This is a genomic window from Mucilaginibacter litoreus, from assembly GCF_042676805.1.
GTDB lineage: Bacteria > Bacteroidota > Bacteroidia > Sphingobacteriales > Sphingobacteriaceae > Mucilaginibacter > Mucilaginibacter litoreus.
Genome location: NZ_JBHTHZ010000003.1, coordinates 308,068 through 324,947, shown reverse-complemented (window position 1 = coordinate 324,947; position 16,880 = coordinate 308,068). Strand labels below are relative to the sequence as shown.

The window sequence follows — 16,880 nt, the reverse complement described above, 5'->3', positions numbered from 1 at the left end:
ATCGCAACACAGGGCCGTTTGCGGGTGGTATCCCTATTGCCGCCGGGAGGTATGCATATGCAAAAAATTACACTAAAAAATACCTGGGAATTATTTAAAGATACGGGGAAAGGTTTTGTAGATAATAAAGTGACTAAGCTAAGCGCTTCACTGGCATACTATACTATTTTTTCGCTGGGCCCTATGCTGATGGTTATTATTTTCCTGTCTAATCTGCTATGGCGGGAGCAGGCGATGGAAGGATTAATTTATGGTCAGATTAAAGACCTTGTTGGCAATAATGCAGCACTTCAGATACAGGAGATTATCAAGAACGCTGCGATAAGCGGAAACAATACCTTTGCAGCCATAGTTGGCTTTGTTACCCTGCTAATAGGTGCAACAACCGTTTTTGCCGAGATACAGGATTCCATTAATGCCATTTGGCGACTGAAGGTAAAAACTGACAGAGGTTGGCTGATGCTGCTTAAAAACCGCCTGTTATCATTTTCGCTTGTGGTCAGCATGGCTTTTTTATTACTGGTCTCCCTGATCATAAATGGACTCCTCGAGGGGTTCATGGACAAGTTAAACGGTCTGTTTCCACACGCAGCGGTTGTTTTGATATATATCGTCAACCTGGTGATTTCATTGATAATTACCGCATCACTTTTCGCTATCATTTTTAAGTTACTACCGGACGCAGTGATCAGATGGAAAGATGTAATTGTTGGCGCCCTGTTCACGGCATCTTTATTTATGCTTGGCCGCTTTGCCATTGCGTTTTATATCGGGAACAGCCATCCGGGTAGCGCATACGGCACCGCGGGTTCTATTATCGTCCTGTTGCTTTGGATCTATTTTTCTGCTATCATTTTGTATTTCGGTGCCGTATTCACAAAATGCTATGCAATCAGGTTCGGTGGAGAGATCACGCCTGATCAATACGCGGTAACCACACGCGTTTCACTGGTAGAAAGCGAAAAACGCACGCTGCAGGAAAATGAACAAAGCGATGACGGTGCAGGCGGTGATTGATCTTTGCTTGGCCTTCAAGAGCTCAGATCAGGCAGTACTAAAGCTGGCAGGGGTATATAGCTATTGTGGTTAGTTATTCTTCTCATCACTTTCTGATCGGTATTGCGGGGGTATGGTAACGGTATTTCCGTCTCGCAGCGCTTTGTAATGCGGCGACATAATTTCCACACCCGCCTTGTTAAAATGATCTTGGATGTTAGCATGTAATGATGAATATATAGCGGCCTGTTTATTAGGCAGCCGTGTGTAAGCATTAACGTTGTAACTTACATAATAATCATCAAGGCTTGTTTGTAACACGTATGGAGAAGGCTCTTTTTCTATCATAGCAGTATCCAGCGCTGCAGCAATGAGTAACTCATGCACCTGTTGCCATGGCACATCGTAGCCAATGGTAACCGTGGTATTGATGATAAGGCCGCCGGTTAATGCTTCGCTGCTGTAATTGGTGGTATGATTGCTCATTACAGCAGAATTAGGAATAGAAACAATTTCGTTGTGGATAGTGCGTACGCGTGTAACTAATATAGTTTTTTCTACCACATCGCCGGTCACTTCCCCAATTTTTACCCGGTCGCCAATTTTAAATGCCCGCATATAGGTAAGCACCAGGCCGGCAACAACATTGCTGAGCGCACCTGCTGAACCGAATGTGAATAAGACACCCATAAAAACGGAAACACCTTTGAAAATCGGAGAATTTGATCCAGGCAAATAAGGGAAAAGTACAATGAGCATAAAGGCCAGCACCAGGATGCGAATGATCTGATAAGTAGGGTTTGCCCAGTCCGCATAAAATCCGGGAATATTTAACTGGCCCCTTTCAATCTCTGTTTTGATATAGCGCAGCAACCGGATCACATAACGGAATACGACAACAAGGACAATGATAGTTATCAGGTTTGGAATGTAGTTCCATATAGCAAGCATAATCTTGCGTAGCGGGCTTAGGATGTAATCCAGCAGCCGGCTGGAAAGATCACGCGTAAACGGAAATATGCCGAATAAAACGGGCAATGCCAGGTATAAAATAAGGAGGACGACTAACCATTTCAGCAAAGTAAGCGCAGCGTTAATTACACCCAGTTGCTGGGTAGCATTAAACACTTCATAGTTTTTTATTTTAAATCCCTTAATTTGAGACCCTTGTGCAGATGCCACTTTACGTAAGAGCCACTTAAACAATTTATTTATTCCGTAAATGATTAACCCTACTACACCGATGACTAATAAAGCGAGAAGCGTTTCCTTGAGAATAGTTTGCCAACTGGTTTGTTCCTGATACCTTGCTACCGCATTTTTAATTATAGATTTCAGTTGATTGGCAAGCTGATTGCGGCCGGTGTTCTGCCACAACGCATCCTGGTCAGATATGGACATCAGCAAGGTACTCTCATACATGATATCTGTAGTCACTTCGCTCTGGCTCAGCTGTAAAGAATCTTTCTGAAAATTATATGATGAACCAAGGGCTTTTAGCCGGGAACTGATGGCCGCTGCACGATCTTGAGCGGTGAAACTCCCCTGTCTTACAAAAACATAGAACAGTGTATCCTGCATCAGGGTAACCGGAAAACCTTTAACAAATTTCCTGAGCGAGTCTACTTCGTGTTTCTGGCGTATTAATCGCATAGAGTCGCGTTGACGAAGTTGAGTAAGCTGATCAATCAATGCTGCCTTCCTGATGTTATCAACACTGCTTAATTGAGCTACCCGGCTCTCAAGTTCAGCTCTTTTCATCGAATCAGACAGGCGTTCAGCGGCCAGTTGGTTTACCCGGATAAGCTGCTTATCCAGCTTGGCATTATGTAAGGAATCCTCCTGCTGTTTCAGGCTGTCCTGCTGTGCAAAAATTGGCTTAGCCGCCAAACACATCAGCATCATCAGTACCAGGTAAAATTTACTCATTAGTGTAAATGTAAAATTTATCGATAAATATTTGGCAGCAATTCTCAAATCCTATAAAGCGTCGGGGTCGTAAATACGGAAAGAGAGCAGACGTTAAACTCTTATAGGAAAACATTATGCCCTTTTCATTCCTTATTTAATTAGCCTATTTATAATTATGGATATTGACAAAGCATATAAACTGATTAGCCAAAAAATAGTTACCTGGTTGCATGATCTGATAAGGTTGCTTCCCAACTTTGTGCTTGCTGCCGTAGTTCTGGCAATCGGCATCTTTATAGCAGGGCAGATCCGAAAGGTAGCAGCTAAAGTTGTAAAAAGGTTTTCGAGCCATACATCGCTCAATAACCTGTTAACCTCCATAATTTACATCCTCTTTATAGGGATCACACTTTTTACCGTGCTATCCATCCTGCAGCTGGACAAAGCGGTTACCTCTATTCTGGCCGGAGCAGGTATCGTAGGCTTAGCCCTCGCTTTTGCATTTCAGGACATGGCGGCAAACTTTATCTCAGGTATCTTTATTTCCTTTCGTAGTCCTTTCAAAACAGGGGATATCGTCAAGATCAGTGATTATATGGGCAAGGTGGAAGAAGTAAATTTAAGAGATACCGTACTGCGCACATTTCAGGGGCAGATGGTCATTGTCCCGAATAAGAACGTTTTTCAAAATCCGATCGAAAACTTCTCTATGCTGGGTAAAAGACGGTTCGACTTATCTGTTGGAATTTCTTACGGCGACGACCTCGAGCATGTAAAAGCGGTCACGCTTAACGCAGTGAAAAATTTGCCCGGGCTTTGCCCCGAAAATGAAACAACCATGTTTTTTCAGGAATTTGGTGACAGCTCTATCAATTTCATCATCCGGTTATGGGTTGATTCCCCCGAACAGCCAGCTTTTTTGCAGGTTGGAAGTGACGCTATTATGCGCATCAAAAAAGCTTATGACGAGCAAGATATCATGATACCGTTCCCCATCAGAACATTGGATTTCGGCATCAAAGGAGGTGTATCGCTGAGCGAAATGAGTCAGGTTTTAAAATAAATTTGGTTTTCCGGTCGTTTTTTTGTATATTAAGCTTACTTCAGCGGGTTGTTCCTCAACAGCCGGATTGTTAAACCATTAATTTATTGTTATGAAAACCAACATCAAAAATATTTTGATCCCTATAGATTTTTCCGAAACTTCACTGAACGCACTAAACACGTCTATACAGATGGCGAAGCGACATGGTGCAGCCCTGCACCTGTTATACGTACAGGACATCACGAACTATAACCCGGAATTGGGACAACTCGTTACTATTGATCCCATGGTGGATGAAGCCTTTGAAAAGGAAAAATATCTTCTTGAACAAACTGCCAGTTCCATTTCATTGGAACACCTGGTAATTTGTCACCTCCATTTTGCAAAAGGTATTCTCCATACGGTTATTGCGCAGTATGCAACTGAATTATCGGCCGATATCCTGGTGATCGGCACAGATCCGGGTATTAGTAAGAAGTCTTATCTGGAGGATAGCCTGGTATATAAGGTGCTGAAAAAAACAACATGCCATGTGCTTACTGTACCAGCTCGGAAAGAAATCAATCACTTCCGGCAGATCATATTTCCGGTATTGAGCGATGAGAAACCACTGGCAAAGTTGCAACTGGCACGTAGCATCATCGAAAAAAACAATGCTGCTGTGTATGTTGTTGGAATTGTCAAGAAACATGAGCTGAACATCCTGAAACCCTTGAGGGAACTATCGGACCGTATCCGAATGAGGCTGAACCGATTTGCCGGTAAGGCGACTAAAGGATCAATTTACTCTGTTAGCCCTGCAAAGGATATCAACGCGATCTCCAGGAAAGAAAATGCGCAGTTAATTGTAATTGAAGGCAGAACAAAAAGAACTTTGAAGGAATTCTTCTTCGGAAATTTTACACAGCGAATGATCCGCAACACCCGGGCAGCGGTACTGATGGTGAAACCTGATGTAAATACTAATCATAAAGGTTCGGCTCAAAATGCGCCTGTACGATCACTTCAGTTACAATATTAAGGGAAGTATATGACGTTTACACCTGCAAAAACATTTAAGTTTTTCATTATCTCTTTAGGGGCGCTACTGGCGACAACCAAGGTTTTCGCACAATCGGTTCCTGCGAGGGAACAGATCTGTGGAAAATGGGAGAATGAAGATAAATCCTTACGCATACAGATCTTTATGCAGAACAACGACTTTTTAGCCAAAATCATTTGGTTCAGTGACACGGAAGGGAAACCAATGAGCTACTGGAAGGACAAGCGGAACCCCGATCCGGCATTACGCAACAGAACGATATTGGGGATGAACATACTAAGCGGCCTAAAATACGACGCTAAAAAGAATACCTGGGAAGACGGAAAAGTTTATGACTCCAGGCATGGGAAAACCTGGAACGCTTCAGCGAAGATCACTCCTAAGGGGCTGTTAAAAGTACGGGGATACTGGCATTTTAAATGGATAGGAAAGACGATAACCTTTCACAGGATCCCGTAATAACCCGGGCTGTCATTAAGTTGCAGTTTAAAAAAGATTTGAATCAAGGAAACCTGCTTATTCTTTGCATTGTATCCCCATGGTTAATATTAAAGTTTTTAAATAGTATAATTAGGCACCTAATGACAAGTTTACCAGCACCTTGGATCCGTCAGGCATCACACAAGCTATTCGCACAGTGCCACGTACGGCGCTCATTAGTGCAATATTGAGTTCATAGGGTGTGTTGGTTTGTCGGCCATTGATGCTTACGATGATTGAACCGGGGAGTATACCGATCTGCTCAAAAAAGCCTCCCCTCAATGTAGCGGTTACCATCATACCTGAATTCACCTGGTATCGTTGTTTCAGCCGATCGTCCAACGGTGCAAATTTTGCGCCCAGTTTATTATAAATATCTTCAATAGATGGCCGGCTCCCGTCTGCCAAATCCTCATTAGCCTGTGCTTTGAGGGTAACGGTTGTATTGCCCTGTTTTCCATTACGCTGAAAGGTTATTGGTACCTTGTCATTGGGATGGTGGCGGGCAATGCGTTCAGAAAGTTCAACAGATGAGTTCACTATATTTGAATCAATGCTTTTAATGATATCGCCTTCCTGCAACCCCGCAGCCGCAGCAGCACTGCCCGGCTGAACACCAGTGATATAAACCCCTTTAACCTTACCCGGATCGATGCCGCGCTGTCTTAGCACCTGTTCCTCGGTAGAGGGCGAAGGGAAGCTTACACCCAATAGTCCACGTTTAACAGCTCCAAACTGCCTCAGATCATTCACAATTTTTTTTACCAGGTTAACCGGAATAGCAAAACCATAGCCTGCATAACTGCCGGTTTGAGAAGCTATCGCAGCATTGATACCGATTAGTTCCCCATTTGTATTGATGAGCGCACCACCACTGTTACCCGGATTTATTGCAGCATCTGTTTGTATAAATGCCTCTACTGCAGAACCGCTATTTTGTCCTTCAGACTCGCGTTCCTTATTTCCTATAATCCCTATGCTTCTTTCTTTCGCACTCACAATGCCTGCCGTTACGGTGGTGTTTAATGAAAAGGGGTAGCCTATGGCCAGTACCCATTGCCCCACCCGCACATCATCGGAATTGCCGAACCTTGCAGCACTTAAGCCGGACGCTTCAATCTTGATGAGCGCCAGATCAGTGTTCGGATCACGACCAATCAATTTGGCTGCAAAGGTCCGCTTATCGGTTAGCACAACCTTAATAGCAGAAGCATCTTCTACAACATGGTTGTTGGTTACAATAAAACCGTCTTCACTGATCAGGACACCAGAGCCGGAAGCCATGGCTACCCGCTGCGATGGTGGATATCCGGTATTTGTATGACCGGCTGTTAATTGTACTTTGATGTGTACCACCTGTGGCGTCGATCTTTCTGCTGCTTGGGTAAAGTCAGGGTAATCAATCGCGGCGTCATCGTTTTCAGTGCGGAATGATGCGAAATGCACCGGTGATTTGGCGTTGCGCCCTGCTCGGCGCTGCAAACTATTATCTTCCATCAACTTTACAGTCGCAAAGCTAACACCTGCTGCAATCACAACCGTAAGTGCAATTATTCCTAATATTTTCATACTATTAATTACTTCAGTGGTAAGAACTACTTGGGGTGGTACATAAAGGCAACCGACCAGTTTTCAAATTGTTTTTCTACGATCTGAAACCGACTGTATTACTTATCTTCTCTGGCATCAGTTAACCGAATATGAAAACTGTTTAACAAATTTGCATGCTGACCATTACGATCCAATTGTTTGAGTTGATGAAGCATGTGTAGCAGCGCATCCCGGATATAGCGGTCATCTTTGCCATAAGCCCATATAGGAAACATACAATCTTCAAACAACTCCTTAAATGTCGGCACCAATTGTCTGATAAGAATATCCTCTTGCTCATTTCTAATCACATCAGACAGGCAGTTATGTAGGCGATAGGCAAATAAATCAGTTAATGCGTTGATGCTTAAAACAGCGGTGGCCGGATCATTTATGCCTGGGCTGAGGGCCTTGATGGCTACTTCCGACAATTGCCTGAAACCATATTCTGGGTTTTGATCGATCGGCTGACCGCTAAAAAAATCTACGCTGAGATAAATGTCTTTCCTTAATTCGTCAGTTAATTCTGCGTTACCGTATACGTTTATAAAATCTGTACCTTTAACAAGGTAAGTGCCTTTGGATGGGAGGATATGGAAACGCAACTTTCGGCTTTCTGCCAGATCGCTTAACTTTTCTTTATTGAAGCCCTGGTAGTAACCAGATTCGTTTGCCGGCAGTGTAATAAAATGCCCTTGGCTATCTTTTGTTGAGGCTGAAGTTTCAGGACAAAAGTGTTTTTTCATCGCCGCGAGTGTCTGCTGTTGCACCCTACTTATTACTGTCTCGAATTTTACAGTTTGGGTTACATAATCTAAAAAGTAGATAAACAAGAAAATGTCGACAATAGTTAACAGGATAAGGAGGTAAATACTAATAGCCGGCACATAAATACCACTGCTGATATCACGTATGGTGCTGAGCAAAAAAAGCGAATAAACGATTGTGCCGATATAAAAACCCAGCACAATTTGCTGAAAACGGTTCTCGATCATGCTACTCAGTATACGGTTGCTCATTTGTGATGCTGCCTGGTTAAGCACGATCATGACCATAGAAAAGCTAAAAACTGTTAAAGAGATAATGCCTCCGGCAACTGTAGTAAGGATAGATCGGGCGGTACTTGCATCTTTCAGGCTAAGCCAGCTTAATTGCTGTTTGAACTGTTTGCCTGCATCTGAAAAGTCTACCTGCAGCATGAATATAGACAGCAGGAGAAAAAAAACGGCTATAATAGCCGGATAGAAAGCGATGCTGCTTACTACTTTTGTGTAATGTTTGCGCACCCACTTCAACAATGTTTTCATAATATCTCGTCTTATACTACAGATCAAACAAATGTGAAGCCAGCTTTTCTAAGGCTATAGAAGTCTTGCCCTGAAATTTAAGTTAACCAATTTATCTACCTATGAAATTAAGCAGGTAATAAAAACACACCCAGGTTGATAAGCTTTAACCGGTACTCCCTCTGTCCGATGCAATAGCTTACGCTATCTTGTCCGGTGTCTATTCAGGTAAATCCTCCAACAGCTTTTCGTCCAATGCGGACGGATCGCCAACCTGTATGCAAACCATGGCTTAATGCCTGCTTATTCCTTTTAATAATTACTTGCAGAAAATGTCATGCAGAATATACTGCATTTGTTTAACGAAAATGAATTTTACACGGCTAAAAAGAAGCCCAATATTTATCATCTAAATTTAACGGGCAGACAACCGCTTACCCGCATTTCGCAGCAGGAGTGTACCCGTTGTTCCTGCAATTAAAGATGCGATCAAAATTCCATATTTAGCCTGCTCTACCATCTTTGAATCACTGAAAGCTAATGACGAAACAAATAAGGACATGGTAAAGCCAATACCTGCCAAAGCAGAAATGCCAATGATGTGGCGCCAGGTTGCGCGCTCGGGCAATTCTGCAAGTTTAGATTTAACAAGCAGCCAGGTAAACAACAATACACCAGTGAATTTGCCAATTACTAAACCAACTGTCACACCAATGCTTACAGGGTTGGCCAGATTTTTCAAGAAGTCACCTTCTATAATAATACCCGAATTGGCAAGGGCAAAAACCGGCATAATAACAAAAGCTACCCAGGGGTGCAGGGCCGATTCAATTTTTTGGAGTGGCGTTTGGGCTGCAATGCTCAGGCTCTTAATGTTTTCTATGATATCGTGTTGCTTTGGTGTAGTCAGGGTGCTACAGTTAGGTATCTCCTGGTCAAATTCATCAGAAAGCTCACGTAATTTTAAAGAATAGCGCCTTTCATCAATTTTTCTGTGCGCAGGGATAGTAAATGCCACAAGTACTCCCGCTATGGTGGCATGAACCCCCGAAAGCAAAAACCCGATCCACACCCCGAACCCTATAATGAGATAAAATGCGGTATGCCTTATGCCGATAGCATTACCAATGACCAGTACAAGCAGGAAAATACCACCTATCATTAGTGGTGTAAATTGAAGCTGGGTGCTGTAAAAGACAGCGATAACCAACACGGCGCCAAGGTCGTCGGCTACAGCAAGGGCTGAAAGAAAGACCTTGACAGAGGTTGGAATATGCTTGCCTGCCATTGATAATAAAGCCAGTGCAAATGCAATATCAGTCGCCATCGGTATGCCCCAGCCATGTGCACCATCTTTTCCGTAATTAACCAGGCTATAAATCGCTGCAGGCATCAGCATCCCTCCAAGTGCAGCAGCCATTGGCAATGCCGCTTTTTTTACAGACGATAGCTCACCTGCTATAAATTCGCGTTTAAGCTCAAGGCCAATCACAAAAAAGAAAATAGCCATAAGGCCGTCGTTTATCCACAAATGCAGGGGGTGCCTTAGTACATTGGAATCGAACCCTATACCAAATTCAATTTCCCATATATGATGATAGGCATCTTTAAAAGGAGAATTCACCCAAATGATGGCAAGCAGCACACCAATAAATAACACTATTCCACTGGTATATTCCAAATGGATAAACTTACTGACTGGTTTGATGATATGGTCTATCGGTGATTTCTTCATGTTTAGCTAATGGTAAAGGTATTAAAAATTCAAACTGCGTTACTTCGTGTTTGAAGTTGTTATTTACAGCTACTTGATTAAAAAATTATCGGCAGCCTTATTGCACAACCAGCTTTATATTAGTTTTATATCTTACCTGCAGCCATTGTTCAAGCTTAACCCGGTCCACCGGCCTGATGGTTGAACGAAAATTAGCTAATGCTACGTTTAAAGTATCAGGTTTAGGGTTACCTGCGGAATATAGCACCATAGAATTGATTCCAAATGAACGTATTGCAGGATAAAGAACCTTTAATTCTGCTAATACGCTGCTGTCGGCAACCGCCGGTACTGAAGCACGGTCTTCCACCGTATCAATGCGTTGTTGCTGGCTGAATACATCTTCAAGGATGCTGGCTTTTATTTGAGAAAAGTCAATTTCCTGCTTGGCATTAAGGCCCTGTCTGATGTTCAGCTTGACGCCCCTTAACTTGTAATCGTTGAGATGCAACCGCAAGGAATCCATCTCCTGCCGGCTAAGCTCATTACCGATAAGGAGAAGGTCGATCTCCTTATCGTTATGGCTATATTTGTAAGACTTTGACACCACCTGCGTATTATGAAAGTGAAACTGTTCATCTACAAACTTTCTGGCGCTGGTTTCAAAAATGCTCTTATCTACAATACGGTAAGCCATCACAACACTGGGAATAATCGTGATCAGCACAACAATTACCATATAGCGGGTAACCTTCTTTTCAATTCCAGGGTCTTCAAAATGCTTTCGCTTCATTTTTATATAGCGGGCAATCAGGAAAGTAGCTATCGCAATGAATACACTGTTGATAAAGTACAGGTATAGGGCACCCAATGCATACATCCAGTTACCGGTTGCCAAGCCAAAGCCGGTGGTACATAAGGGTGGCATCAGGGCGGTGGCAATGGCTACTCCTGGGATAACATTGCTGCGCTGGTTGCGGGATGCCGCGACCATACCGGCCAGGCCGCCAAAAAAGGCGATAAAAACGTCCCAGATAGATGGTGAGGTGCGTGCCAGCAATTCGGACTGTGCTTCATGCAATGGCGTTATATAAAAATATAGTGTCGAGGTCAGTATACCGAACAGCGTAGCCACCAGGAGGTTTTTACCGCCTTTTTTAACCAGTTCCAGATCATTAATACCAATGCCGAGCCCCACGCCCATCACCGGCCCCATGATCGGCGAGATCAGCATCGCACCTATGATGACCGCTGTGGAATTGACGTTCAGGCCAATAGAGGCAATAAATATAGCAAAGATCAACGCCCACAGATTGGCGCCTTTAAAATCAACATTTTTTTTAATGGAGTCAATAATAACCGGCTCCTCAGCCTTATCTTCCAACAGGCTGAAACGGTGTTCAATGAAATTTTTTACCGCTTTTGTGACTTCTCCCATATCCGTGTTTTTACCTTTGCAGCCGTGCCGCCAGCTTACCAATGGTCAATCCCTGTACCAAAATAGAAAAAACAACGATCACATAAGTAATCAGGACGAATTCATCCCGGTACATGTCATTGCTTAAGGAAAGTGCCAATGCCACAGAAATGCCCCCTCGTAAACCTCCCCATGTTAATATGGTCACCGCATGCGGCTCAAACTTCACCCTGCGCCTTAACAGGCTGACCGGCACGGCAACGGACAGAAACCGCGCAAGTAAAACGATCAGAATAGCTATTGCGCCTATAATTAGTATTGTTGAATTGATTTTTATGACCAGTACTTCAAGCCCTATCAGCAAGAAAAGGATTGCATTCAATATTTCATCGATCAGTTCCCAGAATTTACCCAGGTAATCGCGTGTGATATCAGACATGCCTTCAGATTTCGATTTGTTCCCGGTAATGATCCCCGCAACCACCATTGCAAGAGGACCTGAAACATGCAGGTGCCCTGCGGCATAATAGCCACCCATAACAATAGCCAGCGTGATCAGCACTTCTACTTTATATTCATCAATAGAGCGCAGTGCCAAAAAGCCGATATAGCCAACCAGCGCACCAAACACCAGGCCGCCTAAGGCTTCCTGTAAAAAAAGCTTGGATACATCAAGAAAAGAAATGTCCGCACCGCCCGAACGCGCGATCTCCGCTATTGTAATAAAGATCACCACGGCAACGCCATCGTTGAAAAGGGATTCACCGGATATCTTGAGCTCCAGCGACTCGGGGATACGTGCTGCCTTTAATAAGCCAAGTACAGCTATAGGGTCTGTAGGCGATATCAGCGAACCAAAAAGCAGGCAATATATAAATGGAATATGAAGCCCAAACCAGTCGGATAAGAGCCACATCAGGCTGCCAACAATGAAAGTGGATAGTAAAATGCCAACTGTGGCCAGCACCAGCACAGGCAATGCCTGTTCGCGCAGCTTCTGCGCGTTAATATGGATAGCACCGGCAAAAAGCAGGAAGCTTAGCATAAAGTTCATCAGTACTTCCTGAAAGTCAATAGATGAAACCAGCTGAACAGCCTTCTCTGATAACAGCGAATGCGAACTACCCAGCGTGGCCAGCAAAAGAGAGGCGGCCAATGACAGGATCATGATACCGATTGTTGGTGGCCATTTGATGTATCGATAGTTAATGTAAGCGAAAACAGCGGCCAGCACGATGGTAATGGTCAGTATTTCGTTAATGTTCATGATATAGTTAGTTTGAACGGACAATATAGGACTTTCCTGCCAAGGGTATAAAAAGAATGGCGGTACAATGTACCCCGGATGATTGCCTGTAAGAATTGCGTGTTGGAAACACTCTTGGCAGGCGGTAGTTTCTGGTCTTGCAGGTTGGCCGTAGTCAGCATATATTTATTTACCTGTTACATTATTAACCGCACGCCGCCCAACTCAGACAAGTGATAAGGAAACGTGTTTCCGGGCGAACCGATGAACATAAAGTTTTTGGGAATATTCCATTCTTTAGAAAGTTTATCGATGATCTCAGGGCCAAACCTTCCTTCTATCTCCACAAAATCGATATCAATATCGGGATAGGCCCGGTCTAAAACTTCTATATCCTTTTTTAAATTATCATTGTTGCTTTCCGGGTTTGCGATATGCACAATCTTAAGCCGCTTGGTGCTCTCGTTTTCTTCCACATAGATCATCACCCGGTTCAGGATAGCCACGTTATCACCCCTTGTAAAAAACACCAGTCCTTGCGAATTGATCTTAACCAGGGCCCTGTATGGCCGTATAGTTTCGATAATGATTTTTCGTAAAGGTTTACTTGTAAAATTGATGGCATAAATGAGCCAACGAATGATCCTGCCACGGTTCAACATTATCAATATAAATAATACCGCAGGAATCAAGTATTGGATGAATACATAAAATGAGGGCAGGTTAAGCCGCATATTGCCCAGGAATGCGGCAATTATGAAACCAACAGCCAGCACGACTGATAAGACTGTTGCCCTTTCGGGCCGAGGTAGTTTTTCGCGCTTGGCCTTTAGCAGCAGGTTACCTAAACCGAACAATCCCATTACAGTTAAAAAGGAAAAGGTATATACACCCGCAAGATTTGCCAGATCGCCTTTTGTAACCAAAAGGATAGAAAGGCACAATATGAAAAATCCAATTACGATGCGGTAATTGACACCTCTCCTATTCTTAGCCAGAAAAAAATTGGGAAGTATCCTATCAAGCGTCATTCGCTCGGCGAGCCCGGTTACCCCTACATATGAGGTCAGCACAGCGCCACTTAATACCAGTACAGCGTCTACAGATATGATATAACTAAGCCAATTGCCACCGGCTTTTTCCCCCATAAAAGACAGGAGCGATTCCTGATGATCGCCGATCTCAACCATCGGTAGTACGGCCAAAGCAAGCAATGCTATAACCGGATTAAAGAAACTAACTACCCCCCACATGTTACGGAGCGTTTTTGGAAACACTCCGGGTTTTTGTTCTTCTACAAAATTGGCTGAACTTTCGAAACCTGAAATACCCAGCATTGCTGCCGAAAAACCAAGGAACAAGGCAGTAATTACACTACCTGACCGGACAGGCATTCGCCAGTTTGCCATGAATATCTCTGTTCCGTGATGCAGTACATACCAGCCCCCGGCCAAAACGAGGAGCAACAGGGAGGTAATATGCATGATGAAAATAATAACCGCAACAAATGCTGATTCACCTATGCCAATAATGGTCAGCATCATAAAGATCAGCAGCAGCAATATGGTTGCAGGAATAAGAGGGAGGTTATGCGCTATGTCATGAAAGTAAAACATGGCCTCATAAGCTGAGATGACAGCTGTTGCCATATAGGATAAAATGGTAAGGCAGGCAGCAAATGAGGCGGTACGTTTTGAGGCCGTATTTAAAAGCACATTATATGCCCCCCCGTTCAGCGGCATGGCGCCTACCACCTCTCCGTAGATCTTTCTGAAAAGAAACAGAACTGTTGCTACAATCAAAAGTGATATCCAGGCATACTGGCCCGCGTAGCTAATAGTAATAGCAGATACATAAAGGCAGGAAGAGCTGATATCATTGCCGGATATAGCAGTTGCCTGGAGTTCATTTAATTTGTGCAGTGTAACGTTTTTACCACTCATCGTCTTTTTGTTGCTGATTGGCTGACAACCTTACAAGGTATAAACCTACTAATTGTTTGATGCGTGCTTTTAAGAATGGCAACACATTGTATCAAAATAATTATTTACTCATGGCCCGGTTTAACAATACATTGCGTCATCATAAATTTTCTCAGACAACTCTAATTGATCAAAACAGGTCTTTTATTACATCCCTTTATACAGCAAACTAAAATTAAGCTGCAGAAAGCTTAGACAGTAAAAATGCTGTCAAAAAGCCTACAACAGTAATCACGCCAATTACGTTATGCCCTTTTTCAAATGCTTCAGGTATCATAGTATCTGATAACATTGTAAGGATGGCTCCCGCAGCAATGGCGATGGTAGCCGCCATTATAGCGGGCGAAAGATGACTGAATACCGTGTAACCGGCTATAGAAGCCAATCCGGTCAGGATCGCAATTCCTCCCCATATTCCAAAAACAAACAATTTGGAGCGGCCGGCATTACGCATACCTGCCGAACTGGACAAGCCTTCCGGAATATTTGAAACAAAGATCGCAATAACAGTGGCTATACTTACTGCACCTCCCTGGATCATGCTGATCCCGATAGCTATAGCCTCCGGAATCCCATCCAGTAATGCACCCAGTGCAATGGCCAATCCGCTTCCGCCCTGATCACTCTCGGATGGCTGCTGATCTTCAGAACGTTTTCGATGCTTTGCCCCATACAAGGAAAGCAGATAGTTAGCTCCGGCATAAATTAAAGCGCCGGCCAAAAAGCCCGTTGCTGTTGCTGTAAAACCACCTTGCTGGTAAGCCTCATCCATCAATTCGAACGATAAGGCAGAGATGAGTACACCAGCACCAAAGCCCATGATAATGGCTACCGTTTTTTGCGATATCTTTAAAAAATAACCGGCCAATGCACCCACAACCAGGGCTGAGCCTGATACCACTCCCCACAAGCCTGCGATCATCCATTTATTCATTACTTTACAACACCTGATGCAGCGGGTAGTTTACGAAAAGTGGTTTTAGTGGATGTTCGCGCAACAAAATGTTTACATATGCATAGCACCCTGTCTTTTTCCCAAAAAAAAGTAGATCAATGAAGCAGGCATAAAAACAATATTGAGTATCGTTTTGTAATTCCAGGCAAAAACCTGGTGCGCCTGAACGCTTACCTGGTTATGATTTTTGGGGATCCAACCTACGATGCTAAAGCCAAGGTCTACCAGTAAAGCCGAAAATATAATACTTACACTCAGTAACAATAGCAATACCAGCATGGGTTTATTACCAAAATAGCTGCGGTATACCGCCAGCATGGGTATAGTTACCAAATCAGCTAATATATAAGCGATCACACCGCCGAATGATATGCCACCATGCCACAAAGCCGCCGCCATCACAATATTGCCTACCGAGCATACAAAACTGATAATGGCAACTATAATGCCAACCAATATATTTAAGATCAGAACTATAAAATGAGGCAGGGTATGATTATCGGTTAAAAATAAAGCATTCCAAAAATCCCGGGGCACTACCACCATGATAACAGAAGCGATAACAACCCCGATCAAAACATCTTTGCCCACCATGATCACATCCATATAGAAATGACTACTGGCAAGGAGCATTTTTTCTTTAAATCCTTTGTGCGTTTGGGACTCCCTGGCGTCGTGTTGATGCATATCCTTATGGTTGGGGTCATGCAGGTGCATGTGTCCCGCGTGCATGGTGTGCTCATCTTCCGCCTGGTGCAAATGCGCGTTTGCGCCCTCTTTTAATTTTGCAGGATAAAAACGCGAGATCAATATAGCGGAAATTACAATGAACAGCAGACCGCCAAATACTTCGCCGCCAAAAAATGGCCAGCCAAGTACACTAACAATCACAATAAATATTTCGAAAACCAGATTAGTACTGGCTACCATGAAAGCAACAGCATTTGACCAGGTAGCTCCCTTGATCAACAATGTCCTCGCCATTGAAGCCGCAGCGTATGAACAGGAGGAGGATATTGCGCCAAAGAACGATGATAGTACCAGGGCCTTGGTGCTGTTATTTCCCAGCCGCGAGCTAATTGCACTTGTAGGTATGAAAGCTCTTATAACAGATGAAAGCATAAAGCCAAAGGCCAGCCCCCAGTAGATCTCCCAAATCATGGATACCAGTTCAATTCCTATCTGTTTCAATTGATTCATAGTTGAAAATTTTGCA

At 43.6% G+C, this 16,880-nt stretch carries 13 protein-coding genes; 4 read left to right on the top strand and 9 right to left on the bottom strand.

Annotation, left to right across the window (positions count from 1 at the left end):
* The first annotated feature begins 51 nt into the window (after positions 1-51).
* Positions 52-1,017: a YihY/virulence factor BrkB family protein gene (locus ACFQZX_RS07395; protein ID WP_377113217.1), complete on the top strand. Its 966-nt coding sequence runs from the start codon at positions 52-54 to the stop codon at positions 1,015-1,017.
* A 69-nt stretch (positions 1,018-1,086) separates the two neighbouring features.
* Here the strand turns inward: ACFQZX_RS07395 and ACFQZX_RS07390 are convergent, their stop codons facing one another.
* Entirely contained in the window at positions 1,087-2,925 is a 1,839-nt protein-coding gene (locus tag ACFQZX_RS07390) for a mechanosensitive ion channel family protein (RefSeq protein WP_377113215.1), read from the bottom strand.
* A 157-nt stretch (positions 2,926-3,082) separates the two neighbouring features.
* On the opposite strand from ACFQZX_RS07390, the gene ACFQZX_RS07385 reads away from it, so the two are divergent.
* The 3 genes from ACFQZX_RS07385 to ACFQZX_RS07375 all read left to right on the top strand — a co-directional run bounded on the left by ACFQZX_RS07385 (position 3,083) and on the right by ACFQZX_RS07375 (position 5,453).
* Positions 3,083-3,970 carry a mechanosensitive ion channel family protein gene (locus tag ACFQZX_RS07385; RefSeq protein ID WP_377113213.1) on the top strand — a complete coding sequence of 296 codons (888 nt, stop codon included), beginning with the start codon at positions 3,083-3,085 and terminating at the stop codon, positions 3,968-3,970.
* Between the two features lie 91 nt (positions 3,971-4,061).
* Entirely contained in the window at positions 4,062-4,973 is a 912-nt protein-coding gene (locus ACFQZX_RS07380) for a universal stress protein (RefSeq protein WP_377113211.1), read from the top strand.
* 9 nt (positions 4,974-4,982) lie between these two features.
* Positions 4,983-5,453 (top strand): DUF2147 domain-containing protein, encoded by a 471-nt coding sequence (locus tag ACFQZX_RS07375; RefSeq protein ID WP_377113209.1) that lies wholly within the window; start codon positions 4,983-4,985, stop codon positions 5,451-5,453.
* A 111-nt stretch (positions 5,454-5,564) separates the two neighbouring features.
* Here ACFQZX_RS07375 and ACFQZX_RS07370 read toward each other — a convergent pair whose 3' ends face one another.
* The 8 genes from ACFQZX_RS07370 to ACFQZX_RS07335 all read right to left on the bottom strand — a co-directional run bounded on the left by ACFQZX_RS07370 (position 5,565) and on the right by ACFQZX_RS07335 (position 16,864).
* On the bottom strand, positions 5,565-7,043 hold the full coding sequence (locus tag ACFQZX_RS07370) for a trypsin-like peptidase domain-containing protein (RefSeq protein ID WP_377113207.1): 1,479 nt from the start codon (positions 7,041-7,043) through the stop codon (positions 5,565-5,567).
* Between the two features lie 98 nt (positions 7,044-7,141).
* A complete protein-coding gene (locus ACFQZX_RS07365; protein WP_377113204.1) occupies positions 7,142-8,371 on the bottom strand; it encodes a DUF2254 domain-containing protein in 1,230 nt (409 codons plus the stop codon).
* Positions 8,372-8,765: 394 nt separating this feature from the next.
* The gene (gene nhaA / locus ACFQZX_RS07360; protein WP_377113202.1) at positions 8,766-10,085 is read right to left on the bottom strand and encodes a Na+/H+ antiporter NhaA; all 1,320 of its coding nucleotides are present in this window, start codon (positions 10,083-10,085) and stop codon (positions 8,766-8,768) included.
* A gap of 97 nt (positions 10,086-10,182) precedes the next feature.
* On the bottom strand, positions 10,183-11,502 hold the full coding sequence (locus ACFQZX_RS07355) for a TIGR00341 family protein (RefSeq protein WP_377113200.1): 1,320 nt from the start codon (positions 11,500-11,502) through the stop codon (positions 10,183-10,185).
* A 10-nt stretch (positions 11,503-11,512) separates the two neighbouring features.
* Entirely contained in the window at positions 11,513-12,748 is a 1,236-nt protein-coding gene (locus tag ACFQZX_RS07350; protein ID WP_377113197.1) for a cation:proton antiporter, read from the bottom strand.
* Between the two features lie 176 nt (positions 12,749-12,924).
* Positions 12,925-14,670 carry an APC family permease gene (locus ACFQZX_RS07345; RefSeq protein ID WP_377113195.1) on the bottom strand — a complete coding sequence of 582 codons (1,746 nt, stop codon included), beginning with the start codon at positions 14,668-14,670 and terminating at the stop codon, positions 12,925-12,927.
* A gap of 214 nt (positions 14,671-14,884) precedes the next feature.
* Complete coding sequence (locus ACFQZX_RS07340; protein WP_377113192.1) at positions 14,885-15,643, bottom strand: ZIP family metal transporter; 759 nt, start codon at positions 15,641-15,643, stop codon at positions 14,885-14,887.
* Between the two features lie 72 nt (positions 15,644-15,715).
* Positions 15,716-16,864: a permease gene (locus ACFQZX_RS07335; protein WP_377113190.1), complete on the bottom strand. Its 1,149-nt coding sequence runs from the start codon at positions 16,862-16,864 to the stop codon at positions 15,716-15,718.
* Between the last annotated feature and the right edge of the window lie 16 nt (positions 16,865-16,880).